Below are 14,578 nucleotides of genomic sequence, written 5' to 3'. Positions count from 1 at the left end.
AATACTTTAGCAGCTCAGGGGAGGACAAAATGAACAAACGGATTGCAATCCTATGGTTCACCATCATTTTCATGTTTGTTATAGCTGGTTGTAATTCCAACAAAAGTTCAGTCAGCCGGGAATGGAGCACATCCAATCCAACTGCGGAAGATGTTCTGTCTGACAATTCCAATGCGAACATCTTTATGTTCTCGGATATCATTTATAACTCTGGGATTCCATGGGTGGATGAATTAGAACTTCATAAAGATCAGTATGTAACGGAAATTATTGAACAGTCCGGAGATGGCAAGGAATTTAAGAATGGCACGGCCAATCAATTATCCATTGGGACAAAGATCTACAGCGTCAAGGAACGGAGCGATATATTCATCGCGGAAACTAAAGACGGAGATTTGAGATTTTATGGGTTAGTGGAAGGGTGAAGGGCAACATCAGGATGGGAACCTTGCTGCCCGATCCTTTGCATTCAATCGCGGACAAGTATCGCAATATCCGAACCCGGTATCCAAGCGATAAGCAAGGCAGCAGGCTGTCTTAAGCAAGAGTCTCTGTTTGCTTTGAGCCGGGTCTTCAATGTACCGCAGCTTCACATCAAACGGATTACTGCGAAGCCCGAAGGCTTTGGGATCGATACCCTGCTTCAGGATATTATAATGATTACTGATTTGAAGCCTGCTTTCCATGGACGAAGCTCCGGCAAGTTCCTCTTCCATTCGAGAGTACAACGTATTGGTGATTTGCCCCCATAACTGCATGACGTTTATTTGAGCCACTGCAGACAAAATTTCGATTAGCGGTCTAACAAGATCGTTGTAAAAGGAATGGAGTACCTTCGTACTCCACGCTTCCCGGTCTACAGTCGGAATTTCAATACGCCTTATTTCGTTTATCTTAAATGAAAACAAAGGGTACTGGGTGTCTGCATCATACAATTGTACAGATATATTCCGTAATGACAATTCCAATATGGTTTCTTCGCCGCAAAACAACATGTGCTGCATAGCAGCACACAGCTCACCAAGCCAGGTACAGAAAAAAACGGCAGTGGTCGAGCGTTCTCCTGACTTGATATAAGGACCGTAAGTATCGAGCAGGAGTAACGTATGTCCTGCTTGGAGTAAATCATATGCTGACATAGCAAGTATGGTATTGCAAGGCTCATGCAGGGTCAGGAAATACTTGTCTTCCAATTGCTTAAAGTCCATCCGCTCCACCACCTGTCACCGTCACCTTACTCATTCCCTTTCTTCTCAAACGCATCAAGTACATCGTTAATTGCACTACTGTCTGCCAAAGGAGACATCCCCAGATTGAACCATTCTTTGCCATTCATCATGTATATCTGGTTTTTCTTCACGGCCGTCATATTTTTCCAGAGCGAGCTGTCCAGCATTTCTTTATACCTGTTCTGAACTTTTTCGTTGGACTCGTCATCAAGCTGCAGAATGATATGATCAGGATTATAATCGGGGATTTTCTCTAATGAAATCGAAATGCTCTTTTCATTTTGCGGGAATTCCTTAACGGGTGACAAGCCTAACACTTTATGGATGAAGCTGCCCCGATCGATATTTTCTCCATAAATAATCAGTTGATCTGCCATAATCATCATATACATTACAGTTTCGTTGCCAACAAGAGTATCTAGTTTAGCCTTGGCGTCGGCTTCTTGCTGGTGCAAATCTTCAATGACCTGCTCAGCTTGTTCCTTCTTGTCTAGAACCTCAGCAATATCGAGTAATTCCTCACGCCAATGATCCCGTTGTGGCAAAAGCACGGTTGGTGCAATTTTGGAAAGCTGCTCATAATCCTTTTCGGACCACCACACGGGTGCAATAATGAGGTCCGGTTTAGCAGACAATATGGCTTCAAAGTTAGGGGTTTCGGCAATCCCGGTTTTCAATGCATCTTTTAATCCTTCTTCTAAATAAGAAGGGAAATCCTGATGGTAATTCTGAACGGCAACCGGTGTCACACCAAGAGCATATAAGAACTCGGGATACACGACTGAAAGACCAATAACCCTTTTAGGTTCTGTAGGAATTCGGATGTCTCCGTTTGTACTTTTTACAACACGCTGCTTATTATCGGATGCACTTGCGCTTGTTTCAGCAGAGTCTCCGGATGCCGTGCCGGAATTATCTGATCCTGTGTTTTTGCCCGCACATGCCGTGCTCAGCATTATTAACAATAGGATAACTAGTCCCGTGATCATTATTTTATTTCTTTTCATTCGCCGATACTCCTCTTATAAACTAATTTGCCAATGACAACCTCGCAATAAGATTGATTATCATTATCACATAGATGGAGTATAAATGATTTTGTAGTTTCGGCATATTGACGATAACGACATTTTTTTATGCACGATTACGCCACAGCTTGAGGGCTTCGTCGAGGATGAGATCATGTGTGAAAGCCGTATACTCTACCCAAGGATATGTGGGAAGGAAGTCGACATGCCCGTTCCTGACTGCTTTTAGCTCCCGCCAAGATGCTGAGCGCATAAGATCCCGCCAACTTGATTGGGACAGCGGGTCTTCGTCCAGGATAAGCAATATCCGATCTGGGCAGAAATCCGTTAACTCATCTGGGGTCAGCTGCTGATTCGGATTCATACGATCGACACCGCGAGCGGGGACAAGATGCAGATCGTCGTAGAACACAGCGTCCAGGCTCCTACAGCCCAGAACATGGTAGCGGTCTCCAGTGATTCTAAGGATGAGAAGATTTTCTTCTCCGATCGTGTTCTTAATCTGTTCTCTTACAAAATGGGCTTTGCGCTCATAGTTACCAAGCCAGGTTTCTGCTATAGCTGTTTTGTCCAGAAATTGTGCAATCAAGCGCAAATGTCCACGCCAGTCGTTGTCAATCCAGGGTACGAAAAATGCAGGTGCGATTTGCCTGATCCTTGTCTGCTCCTCGGCAGATACGAAGCTGTCGATTCCGATAATAAAATCAGGCTCAGCGAGCTTAAGCTCGTCCCTTTTCAATGAATGATCCGTACTCAGCGGCAGAACAAGATCCGTTTGGTATTTTCGCTGATAATAATTTGCCCAGGGATGATCGGATGGTGCAGCACTAGGGGTGACTTGAAGCGGGAGCAACTGACCGATGCTCGACCCGTGATAAGCGGCAATTTTTTGCTTGCTGTTTCTCATAAATGCGGCTGGCGGGAGTCCTGATATCTGTTTGAATTTGCGCCGGAAATAAAGATCATCAGGGTATCCCACATGCCGGGCAATATCCTTGAGCCGGTATTCTCCTCCTGTCCTCATAAGCTGCTGCGCCTGCGTGATCCGGAAGGCTGCCAAATAGTCGATCGCACTGCAGCCGTATCTTTTCTTGAATAACCTCATGAAGTGGCGGGAGCTGACTCCCGCCACCTTGGCCAATTGCTCAATCGACAACTCCTCTTGATAATGCTGCTCTATGTAGGTTTTCACATATTCAAGTGCTGCATCCGAATCCTTTGCCTGTACAACATGAGCATCCTGCAAGATATGATACAGAAGCTCTTGAAAGAGAATGTGGCTGCGAAACCGTTTCAATTGATCTTCGCTTTGAAGGTAGTTACAAATGCTTTCGCACAATGCGTTAACAGAGACTGGAGAAGAGGCGGCAACCTCACCTTTTACCGGGAACACACTGTCCCGCTTAACCATCTGCATAGGATCAACTGTTGATTTATCATCCTCAATGACATCGAACCGCAAATGATAGAATCCGCGTTCATCAAACGAGTGTGCCACGGCTTGAATCAATTGGCCGGGTGTGCACACATACATGTTGCCCTCCCGCATTTCGATGAACTGTCCGTCAACGTTCAGCCACCCCTGACCGCTTGCCGCGATAAGAAGCTGGTGCGATTCGATGAACTGAAGCTTTATTTCCCATTCGTCCGGATTGCACTTGATATGAATAATCTCCCGAAGTTTAAAGGATAAATTATCTAATGGAATATACGATTTATTAACTATGTGCTTATTCGGATTAAGCAAGTAAAAATCACCACCTCTATGGCTAATTAAAGAACATTCTAGCTCACAATCATTATCACCGCAATTGGACAGGAGAGTGCAAACAACAACCAATCAAGGTATAATTACAAATATTTACTTTTGAAAGTGGAGCAACTATTTCGGGGGGGACCCAAGGCAGGAGGAAGCAACAATGCGAAGGAAGACAGTGGCCATATGGAGTGGCGTCATTTTTTTTATCGTTATCGGTATAGGTGTGGGTTATAAAATGTATGACAAGGATACCGCAAACTATGATAAGTGGAGTAGCAAGTGGGGAATAACGATCCCCAAACCAGCAGAGCTAGTAGTTGTATATGAAAGTGAACCGAGTTTTCATGGGGATGGAGAAGGATACTTTGTTCTGAATTATAACGAAGAACAACTGGCAAAGGTACAAGACCAGGCACTTTGGCAGCCAATAAATGAAGAATCAAGGCATTCCCTGGAAGGAGAAGTCTTGCAGTTCACACAATCAATTATTCCAGTGACCCAGAAAGAGATTGCTAAATACGGTAAACTTTATAAGAACTACCCGACGGAGTATGGCGCAGGTGATTATTATTATTACAAAAAGAAAGAGGACGGCAGTTACTGTATCGTCATCCTTAACGTGGATAAGCAACGGTTGTACTTGATGGAATGGATACAATAAGGCGCCAATTCCTGGATAGCGGCCTGAATTAGTTTGGCACTTTCACTTCAATGAGCGGGCAGAAACCGGGATTCGCCTGACATAATTGTTCGGTAAACTCCGGCTGAAGCTTGGAGAGCGCTGTGAAATAACTTCCAATAATGTGATTGAGAGCAACAGCACCATTCTGGAAAGACTGCGGGTTGAGGGTCTGGACATGACTGTAATAGTACCTTTTTTCCCGCTTAGGCAGCTTGTAGATAGAGGGTGGAGTGTAGGTCACGACGTCAAAAGGATTGGCAATGCGGTAGCTGTTCGGAACATACCTTGTACATACTTTTGCAAAGGCCGGATCGCCTACACGGGGTGACCCATAAGTGAATAGATAAGGTGAGCGGTAATCCGTATTGGCACTCAGATCGACTGCACACATTGTCGCAAGTGCTGCACCGAGGCTGTGGCCTGTAATGTATAATGTCTTGCCGGGTTCGATCTTGGACAGTGCTGAGAGAATTCCTTCACGGGCCGAAGAATAGATGTCTGTGAAGCCGCGATGGGTAAGGCAATCTTCCTTAATATATTTGAATTTTCTCTGTGAGGCGATGATGTCCGAGATCCAATTGGTTGTCGAGCTGGTTCCCCGAAAAGCAATAATTATCTCCTGTGGAGATTCCATAATAAACCCGAAGTTTTCCCATACATGGCCCAAGGATTTCGCCTTGATTACATGATTGACCGAATAATTCGCCGGCACGGCGAACGAACCATCCGTATTCGAAAATTGCGCATAGGTCTGTCCGCAGACAGCAGCCAGAAAAATCGCCCATTGCTCATAACCCTTATTGCTGCCCATCTGCATCCCGCCCTTCTTTCTTATTTAGGCTACCCGACAAACCTGGACAGCTCCCGGTTGAATTTTTCGCGTTCGTCATAGAACAATCCGTGGCCGCTATTCTCGAATGGCACAAGCACAGAATTCTTTATCCCTTGATGCTGCACCACAGCCAAAGGGTAGTAACAAACTTGATCATGGATGCCATGAAGAATCAAAGTAGGGACCTGTATTTTTGGGAGATCCTGAAATAATACTTCGGCGAGCCAGGCGTTGGAGACGGCTATAGTGGACCAGCTTGCTGCCTGCAGTCCTAATTGGAAGAACCAGTCCGAGAACGGTTGCGATACTTTTTGATAGAAGAATTGTTCTCCGAAGTCACGCAGCATCTTGGGCCGATCCTCATAGGTCGCTTGAATGATCTGATCTATAGCTTCTTTTGTGGTGCCATAAGGAAAACCGGGCCGCTGAATCAGGCTGGGAGCAGCTGAGGCGAAAAGCGCAAGTTTGGACACCCCATACCCGTTGTGGCGGGCCATATAACGTATAGTTACAGCTCCTCCGGTGGAGTGTCCCGCGAGTGTAATGTCCCGAAGCCCTAAAGCGCCGATAACACACCGGATATCATCCGCTAACCGATTGTAGTCGTATCCGCTCAGAGGTTTATCCGAATTGCCGAATCCCCGCATATCCATTCCGATACAGCGATATCCCATGGGCACCAGACGATTGTACTGATATTCAAACATCTTGTGGTTCGCAGGCCAGCCATGGATGAACAATATCGTTTTCCTGCCTAGCGGGTTGATATCATTTACATATACATTCACCTGCGGTTCTACTCTAATCCAATGTTCCATTAGGCTTCCCTCATTCATCCGTTAATTTGTCTTTTCAAGACATATTATTCAGCTGATTGGGTTAAGTGCCTACAAAAAAAACCACCGTTTAATAACGGTGGGGTTGAATGAGCTATGTAGGGCTGTCCTTGCCGTGAGGGCTGTGCCTACTGTTCTACTTCGGCAACTTCTCTATCAGGTAATTGCGTCACATAACTGTCTGACAGCTGGAGGAGCTCCAGGGCACGATTGAACTCATCTTCTGTGGATTGAAGCGGTTTAGCGCCATCTCCGGATAAAGTATAATGTTGACCATCTTCAAAGCCGCTGCCGGATAAGAAAAGCTCTTCGTTATTCACGAAAGATCCGGTAGGTAAATAATAGCGTTGCGGCAGCAGGTTATAGGCGGATTCATTTAACAGATCCTGTCCAAAATGAATATGGTTATCTAGCGTTACCCCTAATAAATTGGATACCGTAGGTAAAATATCAACTTGTCCGCCTAATTGATCCTTTACGGTTGGAGTCGTAATCCCCTTAGAAGCTATGATTAACGGAATATTAATCAAATCGCGTTCCGTATATTCATGGTTCAGAATTTCCTCAAGTAAGACTTTATCCTCATCCTTAAGTGAGAAAATAGGAAGTCCCCGATGATCACCATATAATGCGATTAAGCTGTTATCCCATACGCCGTTCTGCTTTAGTTCGTCGATAAACTGTCCAAGCGCGTAATCCGCGTAATTCTGAGCACGAATATAATCGCCAACGAGCGTTCCTTCGAATCGTTCCGGCAATGTCATTTTGTATTTGCTTTCAGGAATCGAGAACGGATTATGAGAGGACATCGAGATTACATGTGAATAGAAAGGTTGAGCACTTTGGTCCATTCGGGCCAGCTCTTGCGATGTCTTCTTGTAAAGAACTTCATCGGACGCCCCGTAGAAGACGGTGTCATCTTCGCCGAAGTAAGATTTGTCATAAAAGCGGTCGAATCCTAATGCCTCATAAAGCTCCCCGCGGTTCCAAAAGTCAACTTCATTCGTATGGAAGGTTGCCGTATCATAACCCTGCGCCTGCAGCAGCTTAGGTAAGCTTGGAAGCTCTTTGGGAGCATATATATCAGTAGCTGGACCATTCGGTGGTACATAAAAGGAAGTGTTCACGATAAATTCAGCATCGGAAGTGTTGCCTTGTCCAACCTGCTGGTAGAAACGGGGGAAATAGAAATTCCCGGCGGCAAGCTTGTTCAGATTCGGAGTGATTTCCTGCCCGTCAATCGACAAGTTAATCAGGAAGTTCTGAAAAGACTCCATTTGAATAATAATCAGGTTCTTTCCTTTGGCGGCTCCGAACAAGAGCGGATTGGATTGAGCCTCAATGCCTTTAGTTTGATCAATGACGGATTGATTAATTTTGGAGAGCTCAATAAGCTCTTCTTCACGCTCCGCAAGCAGGGCGTAGGCTTCATAGTTGAGAATTCCCATTTGCTCAGCCTGGATGGTTTCATTCATACTGGCCTGGTTCGGAAAAATATTCATTACACAGATCGCGAAAGAAACACAGAACAAGGCAGCCACCACTTTGCGGTTACTTCGGCGTGACATGGCTTTTTTCCAGGCGACTGCTTTCTTTCGGCTAAACATAACAAAAGTAATGATAATGATATCCAGAAAAATAAGCATATATTGAGGGTGCATGACCGAAAAAATACTTTTCTTCACGGCTCCCACCTGTTTCGCCTGGCCGATGACCTGAGAGGTAGCAATAATACCAAAATGATTATGATATACAATCAAAGAGAAGAACAAAACGGTAATGAGCAAATTCACAAACATGTAGATGGCTATTTTACGTTTCGTAGCGAACCATTCGATCAAGCAGAAGATCAATAGCACAAAAGGAATTTCTTTGAACCATGTAGTCCAGGTTGGCCCGTCTTCGAACAAGTAATACCAAGCAAAATAGCTTTTGGCAAGCATAATCAGTGAGAAAAATAATATGGATCTTTTACTGAGTGTACGTGGTTTCTTCAACCGCATCGGTTATGCGCATCCTTTTCTTTTTAATTAGTCCATTCTATTACATGGAAGCGCTCAAAATCAACTAGATTGGAAGAAGGATTTAAGAGAAATGAAACCTTATTATGTAAAATTCATGTCAATTACTGGATTTGACTACTCACAGTATAATTCTCTTAACAAGCTAAAGAGGTCTATATGAGGGCTGAAGTGTTAAAAGTTGAAGCCATGCTATTTCGTGAACATCAGATAAACTGCTACTATAATCAATGATCCTCCCATTACAAGGTTAAACACTTTAATCCCGTTCTTCACTTTGGTGAGAAATTGCAGTTTTGAGCCCAGAAGGGCCCAGGCGGTAAGCGAAAGATAGCAAATCAGGAAATAGATACATACAAAAACAAGCAGGGAAGAATAGGAATCATTTAACCCAAAGGCCGAAACACCGGAAAGGCAAGCGATCCAAGCCTTGGGATTGAGCCACTGCATGAGCAAGCCATGACGGTAATGTGGGAGCCGCTCCTCCTTGAATTCGATCTCTGGACGGGATACCATTATTTTGTAGCCAATATAACTCATGTACCCTGCGCCCGCGTATCTTAGTAACTGATAGAATACCGGAGCTTGGGCTACGAGATTGGATATTCCAAGTCCAACGGCGATTAGCAAGAGCGTAAAGCCTACGGTTGCGCCGGACACCAACGGGATAGAACGCTTGAATCCGTAATTGACTCCCGTAGACAGAATTGTCATGTTCACCGGACCTGGAGAAATCGACATGGTTAATGAAAAAAAGCACATGGCAATGAATAGAGACATTATTGCACACTCCTTGTCAGTCATTCTGGAGTTACTATAGTTCATCCGAATCGCGCCGTCCAATTGTATGTTCGGATGAAGTCCATCGGAAAAACGAATGGTTTATTTAACAGCAACTAAAGGGGGGAGAGCTATGGAACTGTACCAATTAAAGAGCTTTGTCGAGATCGCCCGGACAGGCAACTTAACCGAAGCGGCAGCACAGCTCAACACGAGCCAACCGGCAACAAGCGCGCAGCTGAAAGCTCTGGAGAATGAGCTGGGTTTTGCACTTTTTTACCGAACCTCCAGAGGGATGGTCCTTACGGAAAAAGGTTCACAGCTACTGCCGGAAGCGCAGAAAATACTCGCATCCATTGACGATTTTCAATATAAAGCAAGTGATTTGCTGACAAATTCAACGGAACCTATTCGGATTGGATTGAATACAGACGGGCAGGTTCTTCAAATCAAACCATTGATTGAGTTCATCTCGGAGAGTTTGCCGCAAGTAGAGCTGCATTTTATGGACATCAAAAGTGAAGATTTCTTTAAGGATGTGACCAGCACCCGGATAAGCGCGGGTTTTTACTATGGAACTGCCGGACATCCGTCCGTACATTCGATCAAACTACATTCCTTCAGGATGGTTGTTGTCTACCCTAACAGTTGGGCTATGCCTGAAGGGGAGTTAACGTTGGAGTATTTTACTCAGAAGCCATGGATCTGGACGACACAGGGTTGTCCCTTCTATAAACAATCCATTGATTATTTCCTGCAGCAGAATCTGCTTCCGCTCAAAATCATGTATGTCGATGACGAATCGCTGATCGGGGATTTGGTCGGGCGGGAGACCGGCTGCTCGCTGCTGGCGGAGCCGATTGCAATGCGTTTTGCCGAGGACAATAAGCTGCAGATCTGGAACGGCATTGATCTTGAGATTGATCTGTATTTTGGGTATCCGAAAGATAAACGGAGTGATTCTGTGCTTCATGAAATAGGCTTGATCGTAGAGCGAATGTGGCACACGGCGGAAATTGAGTATTAAGGAGATTTGCTGTGAACATACGATTCTAATTAGACTCTTCACAGGAAGGGTCTTTTTCGTAAGCTTGAAAGAAATAGAAGAAATCACCTGATCGTGTCATAAAATCATGCTTTGGGATTGTTATATAGGTAAACATACGGAAGGAGGTGAGATTGTGCAGCCAACCATCCCCGGGGAAGAGGATGATAGGAAGAACATGATCGAGAAGGCTGTGGAAGCAGTCAGAGCAGGAGACAAGCATTCCTACGAAATTATCATTCATCAGTTTGAGCGGCAAATGTATACCTATTGTTTCTATATTCTAAAAAATCATACAGAAACAGAAGATGCCGTGCAGGAAATCTTTATCCGCGCCTATCAAAACCTTCATCACTACAGTAGCAGTATTTCTTTTTCGGCTTGGCTTTACAAGCTGGCCTACCATCATTTGATCAACATGAAGAAGAAACAAGGTCGTTGGCTGAGGCTGGTTGAACATTGCAAAGACGAGCAGTCACAGATGCACATCTCCCGACAAGATTCGGTGATCTACGAACTTATGGCCTATCTCACAACGGAAGAACGTCACATCCTGCTTCTAAAAGCGGTAGAACAGTACACCTTTGAGGAGATAAGTGGAATTATGGGACTCAAGACCGCTACGGTCAGAAAAAAATATGAACGGCTGCGCAAAAAGCTAATGGAACGCATAGGCCACAAAGGAGAGAGAGTACATGGGACAATTGCCGAAGCAAACAGAACATACTGAGCTGGATGCCATTGAACAAATAATTCGTGAATCCGCTTTGCCAAAGCGGGAACTGAGCAGTTACATTATGAACAAGATTGGGGAGCATGATATGAACAGAAGAACTAGAACTTCGAATTCAAAATCCAGTGTCTTCAAAAAAACCGCAATTGCGGCATCAATTGCAGGAGTACTTGGTGCAGGTACGATCGGCGCAGGATTTGTATCACCGGTCATGGCAGAAACTCTAAAGCAGATTCCGGGCCTTGGCATCATTTATGAAGGAACGAGCCATCAAGCGGTGGAGACCGCTATTGCGCAAGGAATTCTATCCGAACCTGGACAAAGTGTGACTCATGACGGAATCACTCTGAAGCTGGGCAATCTGCTGTATGATGGCACACGTTTATCTTTCGTGCTGGAACACGAAGGTGCAGAGGTGAATTCCCCTAATGATCCGAGACCAAAATTTGAACCTCCGGTTTTGCTTGCTGACGGGCAGGAGATCAAGTTCAGCTCAGGTGGTTTTGGTGATGTGCCATTTCATGAGAATGCTTATATGGTCGAATTGACACATGGTTTGAATCTGCCTGACCAATTCGATCTGACGATTCAGGCTAAAATCGCTAAGGTTAATGAAACTTATGAATTCAAGGTACCTGTAAAGTTGGACGACAATGCACTTGTGGTCAAGCCGGACATCTCCAAATCGGATGGATCTTTTAGTTATACCGTCAAGGAATTGTTTGTTTCCCCAGTCTCCACCCGTCTGATCTTGGACAGCCAGGGTGAGGTTCCACAGTCTAAGGAGCAGTCAGGCGACTACAGTGCAAGTAAAGTGTACTATGAGATTGTTGATGATCAGGGAAATGCCTTTGACCCATACAGATTCGGGTTCTTCAACAGCAAACCGGAAACTTCGTATCACGTTAATGAATTGTATGCTCCATTTGCCGCTACACCTAAAACGGTAACAATCAAACCATTTACATTGACCGTGAAGAATGATGACTTTAGTATTGTGGGGCAAAAGAAAGACAGCAAGGGCAATATTCTTCCAGGGATTGAAAATCTGGGAGAGCGCACATATCTGAAGGATTTGAAAATGACCATCCCACTCCAACCGTAAATGATGTGACAGTCCTATCTGCATAGCTCGAAAAGGAAATCATGCCGAAATGGCGTGGTTTTCTTTAGTTAGGAACGTGACTATTGTTCGATTACAATTTGTGGAATCTATGTTACAATCACTCTGCAAAAGAATATTGCAACTATTCATACATATGGAGGGAATTGTAAGATGGATATTATTGGCCTGGGGGGACTCCCTTGGGATACATTAGAGCAGGAGGTTGAACAAGGCGGGAAATTTGTCGTGTATACATATTGTATATCCATCATCTTCATGACCTTCCGGAAGAGTTCGTCAATCTATTACATAGAACCAAGAATGGGTTCAGTTGGTACAGGGCTCAAATTCACGTTAATTAGTGTATTGTTCGGATGGTGGGGCATACCGTGGGGGCCGATTTATACCATTGGTTCGCTATTTACGAATTTAAGTGGAGGCCGTGATGTGACAGTAGAAGTAATGGATTCGATGATAGCAGAACGAAGAGAGCAGTCGCAGTTGCTTAATTTTATTGAACGAGTAAAGGACAAATTGGAGAATCAAGTATGATCCTTCCGGAAGGTATTACGGGATTTGGCAAGAGTTTAGCCACAACAAAAATTACGGATAAAGAATTTAAAGTCTTCTGTCACCAATTTTCAGAAGAATTAGAGTTGGATATAGTTAATGTTGTAGAGATTTTTTACACTTCAAATTACTACGTTGGAGAACTGGCTAAGGCATCTGGTAAGGTGTATATAATCATGAACAAACAATATCCTTTCGTAGCATTTGCAAGCAAATATAGAAATGGAAATATTGAATTTATTGATAATACATATTATATTAATACCTTTTCTCGATGCAGAGAGCAATTTGAAAGTAATGATCGCTGCGATATTTATCGCATATTAGGGCTTGAGGATCTTGAAATGAGAGTTAATGAAGAGATGATTCAAAACCTGAACCAAGATGAACTGAAGCAGATTATATATTGGAAACCACAAGTACTTAAAGAGATAGTTTTTAATAATTGGGATTAATGAATCAACCTGACAGAGACTCTTCCCGGGAAGGGTCTTTTTTACGCAGATTGCTGAATAGAGCGGATCAGAATGAAGCATGTCTCGATAAGCTGGATGAACATTACTACTTAGGTTGGCTGGCAAACGTAACAGAAACGGAGGGGAGACCCTTTAAAGATTGATCGGAGGCCCCCCCTCTCCGCAGTGGCTACGTCACTCTTTTCTCATGAACCGGGGGCTAAGTAGTAACTTAAATTCATTCAATACAGCAGTCTTGAAATTCTTCCAAAACCTTGGATTTGTCTCCATGAATCTTTTCCAGGTGATCCTCTCCCCAATAGCATAAATGGTCTAGCGCGGGTTTTAATCCCCAGCCGTAGTGCGTTAACTCATACTCCACTTTAGGGGGGATCTCCTTATAAACCTTTCGTGTAACAATCTTATCCTTTTCCAGGCCTCTGAGCTGAGTGGTCAGCATTTTTTGAGTAATGCCGGGTATTAACCGACGAAGCTCAGACGTTCGTTTCCGTCCTGTCATCAAATGGTAGATAATTAAAGGCTTCCATTTTCCTCCCATTACTTCTAAAGCCGCTTCCACTCCAACTTGATACTTCTTTTGAACGCTATTTTTCATCTGTTCAGTCATCTCTTAATCCTCCGTTAAAAAGGCTAGGTTTGCTGAGAAGAACCAATCACTTCAATCTGTTACTCAGGTCAGTTTCTAGGGAATCTGCCTAGGGTACTTCCATGTTCCTATGGCACCTGTATCTTCCTATAGAACTTAAAAGTGCGTACTTCCAGATCATTTTCCTACTGTTTATAATAGCATCAGCCATTGATCATGGCTAGAAGTCAGCTGCTCAAGAAAGGTAGTGAAGATACAAGCATGAAAGTATTAATCGTTGTTTCACACCCGAGAAAAGATTCCTTGACCTTTCAGGTGACTGGTCGTTTCGTACAAGGTCTTGCCGAGGCTGGCCACGACTACGAGATATTGGATTTGCACGGGATTGGTTTTGACCCTGTTTTAAAAGGAGCAGATGAACCCGATTGGTTAGTTGCGGAACAGTCCTTTTCCCCTGAAGTAGAAATGGAAATAAGACGGATGAAGGAGCATGATGCTTTGGCATTTATTTTTCCACTTTGGTGGTGGCATTTGCCGGCTATGCTAAAGGGGTATATTGACCGTGTATGGAACAATGGGTTTGCATACGGTTCGAACCACCTTCATCATCAGCATGTCTTGTGGATTAGTTTGGCTGGCGTTTCGAAAGAACAGATGAAAAAGCGTAACTATGATGAAACGATTACTCATCTGCTGAATGTAGGAATTGCAGATTATTGCGGTGTTTCCAATTCCAAGGTTGAATTCTTATATGAGACCATGGATTCAAATCCCGGTCATTTCGAAATGCTGCTGAACCAAGCTTACCGCTTAGGTTTGAATTATGCCAAGGATCATTAAGCTGGAGGGCGGTTTGCTGCTGCTGTTATAGCTACGTTTTCCGAGCAACTTTGTGC

At 44.1% G+C, this 14,578-nt stretch carries 16 protein-coding genes; 8 read left to right on the top strand and 8 right to left on the bottom strand.

What is annotated here, in order from left to right; translation table 11 throughout:
* The first annotated feature begins 29 nt into the window (after positions 1-29).
* Positions 30-425 (top strand): hypothetical protein, encoded by a 396-nt coding sequence (locus MHI45_RS05350; protein WP_076112459.1) that lies wholly within the window; start codon positions 30-32, stop codon positions 423-425.
* Positions 426-434: 9 nt separating this feature from the next.
* Here the strand turns inward: MHI45_RS05350 and MHI45_RS05345 are convergent, their stop codons facing one another.
* The 3 genes from MHI45_RS05345 to MHI45_RS05335 form a co-directional block, all read right to left on the bottom strand.
* Entirely contained in the window at positions 435-1,208 is a 774-nt protein-coding gene (locus MHI45_RS05345) for a (2Fe-2S)-binding protein (protein WP_076112460.1), read from the bottom strand.
* Between the two features lie 26 nt (positions 1,209-1,234).
* Positions 1,235-2,236, bottom strand: coding sequence for an ABC transporter substrate-binding protein (locus MHI45_RS05340; RefSeq protein ID WP_076112461.1), 1,002 nt, complete (start codon positions 2,234-2,236; stop codon positions 1,235-1,237).
* A 127-nt stretch (positions 2,237-2,363) separates the two neighbouring features.
* Positions 2,364-4,004 carry an AraC family transcriptional regulator gene (locus tag MHI45_RS05335; RefSeq protein WP_076112462.1) on the bottom strand — a complete coding sequence of 547 codons (1,641 nt, stop codon included), beginning with the start codon at positions 4,002-4,004 and terminating at the stop codon, positions 2,364-2,366.
* 172 nt (positions 4,005-4,176) lie between these two features.
* On the opposite strand from MHI45_RS05335, the gene MHI45_RS05330 reads away from it, so the two are divergent.
* A complete protein-coding gene (locus MHI45_RS05330; RefSeq protein ID WP_076112463.1) occupies positions 4,177-4,677 on the top strand; it encodes a hypothetical protein in 501 nt (166 codons plus the stop codon).
* Positions 4,678-4,705: 28 nt separating this feature from the next.
* Here MHI45_RS05330 and MHI45_RS05325 read toward each other — a convergent pair whose 3' ends face one another.
* The 4 genes from MHI45_RS05325 to MHI45_RS05310 all read right to left on the bottom strand — a co-directional run bounded on the left by MHI45_RS05325 (position 4,706) and on the right by MHI45_RS05310 (position 9,167).
* Entirely contained in the window at positions 4,706-5,509 is an 804-nt protein-coding gene (locus tag MHI45_RS05325; protein WP_076112490.1) for a lipase family protein, read from the bottom strand.
* A 29-nt stretch (positions 5,510-5,538) separates the two neighbouring features.
* Positions 5,539-6,348: an alpha/beta fold hydrolase gene (locus MHI45_RS05320; protein WP_076112464.1), complete on the bottom strand. Its 810-nt coding sequence runs from the start codon at positions 6,346-6,348 to the stop codon at positions 5,539-5,541.
* A gap of 146 nt (positions 6,349-6,494) precedes the next feature.
* On the bottom strand, positions 6,495-8,369 hold the full coding sequence (locus MHI45_RS05315; protein ID WP_076112465.1) for an LTA synthase family protein: 1,875 nt from the start codon (positions 8,367-8,369) through the stop codon (positions 6,495-6,497).
* Between the two features lie 210 nt (positions 8,370-8,579).
* Positions 8,580-9,167: a LysE family translocator gene (locus MHI45_RS05310; RefSeq protein ID WP_076112466.1), complete on the bottom strand. Its 588-nt coding sequence runs from the start codon at positions 9,165-9,167 to the stop codon at positions 8,580-8,582.
* A gap of 133 nt (positions 9,168-9,300) precedes the next feature.
* Here MHI45_RS05310 and MHI45_RS05305 point away from each other — a divergent pair, with 133 nt between their 5' ends.
* The 5 genes from MHI45_RS05305 to MHI45_RS05285 all read left to right on the top strand — a co-directional run bounded on the left by MHI45_RS05305 (position 9,301) and on the right by MHI45_RS05285 (position 13,075).
* Entirely contained in the window at positions 9,301-10,194 is an 894-nt protein-coding gene (locus MHI45_RS05305) for a LysR family transcriptional regulator (RefSeq protein WP_076112467.1), read from the top strand.
* A gap of 154 nt (positions 10,195-10,348) precedes the next feature.
* Complete coding sequence (locus MHI45_RS05300) at positions 10,349-10,942, top strand: RNA polymerase sigma factor (RefSeq protein WP_076112468.1); 594 nt, start codon at positions 10,349-10,351, stop codon at positions 10,940-10,942.
* The gene (locus tag MHI45_RS05295; protein WP_076112469.1) at positions 10,908-12,050 is read left to right on the top strand and encodes a DUF4179 domain-containing protein; all 1,143 of its coding nucleotides are present in this window, start codon (positions 10,908-10,910) and stop codon (positions 12,048-12,050) included. The genes MHI45_RS05300 and MHI45_RS05295 overlap by 35 nt, the downstream gene beginning before the upstream one ends.
* A 171-nt stretch (positions 12,051-12,221) precedes the next feature.
* The gene (locus MHI45_RS05290) at positions 12,222-12,602 is read left to right on the top strand and encodes a hypothetical protein (RefSeq protein WP_076112470.1); all 381 of its coding nucleotides are present in this window, start codon (positions 12,222-12,224) and stop codon (positions 12,600-12,602) included.
* The gene (locus MHI45_RS05285; RefSeq protein ID WP_076112471.1) at positions 12,599-13,075 is read left to right on the top strand and encodes a hypothetical protein; all 477 of its coding nucleotides are present in this window, start codon (positions 12,599-12,601) and stop codon (positions 13,073-13,075) included. The genes MHI45_RS05290 and MHI45_RS05285 overlap by 4 nt, the downstream gene beginning before the upstream one ends.
* A gap of 238 nt (positions 13,076-13,313) precedes the next feature.
* On the opposite strand, the gene MHI45_RS05280 is transcribed toward MHI45_RS05285, so the two are convergent.
* A complete protein-coding gene (locus tag MHI45_RS05280) occupies positions 13,314-13,703 on the bottom strand; it encodes a winged helix-turn-helix transcriptional regulator (protein WP_076112472.1) in 390 nt (129 codons plus the stop codon).
* Between the two features lie 240 nt (positions 13,704-13,943).
* On the opposite strand from MHI45_RS05280, the gene MHI45_RS05275 reads away from it, so the two are divergent.
* Positions 13,944-14,522, top strand: coding sequence for an NAD(P)H oxidoreductase (locus tag MHI45_RS05275; RefSeq protein ID WP_076112473.1), 579 nt, complete (start codon positions 13,944-13,946; stop codon positions 14,520-14,522).
* The last annotated feature ends 56 nt before the right edge of the window (positions 14,523-14,578 follow it).

Origin of the sequence: Paenibacillus sp. FSL H3-0321, assembly GCF_038002865.1 — a bacterium.
Classification (GTDB): Bacteria; Bacillota; Bacilli; order Paenibacillales; family Paenibacillaceae; genus Paenibacillus_AQ.
This window is presented reverse-complemented; position numbering and strand designations above follow the sequence as displayed.

Bases quoted from the DNA above. Each gene is read 5' to 3' on its own strand.
- MHI45_RS05350 (WP_076112459.1), top strand. From the start codon at position 30: ATGAACAAACGGATTGCAATCCTATGGTTCACCATCATTTTCATGTTT.
- MHI45_RS05345 (WP_076112460.1), bottom strand. From the start codon at position 1,208: ATGGACTTTAAGCAATTGGAAGACAAGTATTTCCTGACCCTGCATGAG.
- MHI45_RS05340 (WP_076112461.1), bottom strand. From the start codon at position 2,236: ATGAAAAGAAATAAAATAATGATCACGGGACTAGTTATCCTATTGTTA.
- MHI45_RS05330 (WP_076112463.1), top strand. From the start codon at position 4,177: ATGCGAAGGAAGACAGTGGCCATATGGAGTGGCGTCATTTTTTTTATC.
- MHI45_RS05325 (WP_076112490.1), bottom strand. From the start codon at position 5,509: ATGGGCAGCAATAAGGGTTATGAGCAATGGGCGATTTTTCTGGCTGCT.
- MHI45_RS05320 (WP_076112464.1), bottom strand. From the start codon at position 6,348: ATGGAACATTGGATTAGAGTAGAACCGCAGGTGAATGTATATGTAAAT.
- MHI45_RS05315 (WP_076112465.1), bottom strand. From the start codon at position 8,369: ATGCGGTTGAAGAAACCACGTACACTCAGTAAAAGATCCATATTATTT.
- MHI45_RS05310 (WP_076112466.1), bottom strand. From the start codon at position 9,167: ATGTCTCTATTCATTGCCATGTGCTTTTTTTCATTAACCATGTCGATT.
- MHI45_RS05305 (WP_076112467.1), top strand. From the start codon at position 9,301: ATGGAACTGTACCAATTAAAGAGCTTTGTCGAGATCGCCCGGACAGGC.
- MHI45_RS05295 (WP_076112469.1), top strand. From the start codon at position 10,908: ATGGGACAATTGCCGAAGCAAACAGAACATACTGAGCTGGATGCCATT.
- MHI45_RS05290 (WP_076112470.1), top strand. From the start codon at position 12,222: ATGGATATTATTGGCCTGGGGGGACTCCCTTGGGATACATTAGAGCAG.
- MHI45_RS05285 (WP_076112471.1), top strand. From the start codon at position 12,599: ATGATCCTTCCGGAAGGTATTACGGGATTTGGCAAGAGTTTAGCCACA.
- MHI45_RS05280 (WP_076112472.1), bottom strand. From the start codon at position 13,703: ATGACTGAACAGATGAAAAATAGCGTTCAAAAGAAGTATCAAGTTGGA.
- MHI45_RS05275 (WP_076112473.1), top strand. From the start codon at position 13,944: ATGAAAGTATTAATCGTTGTTTCACACCCGAGAAAAGATTCCTTGACC.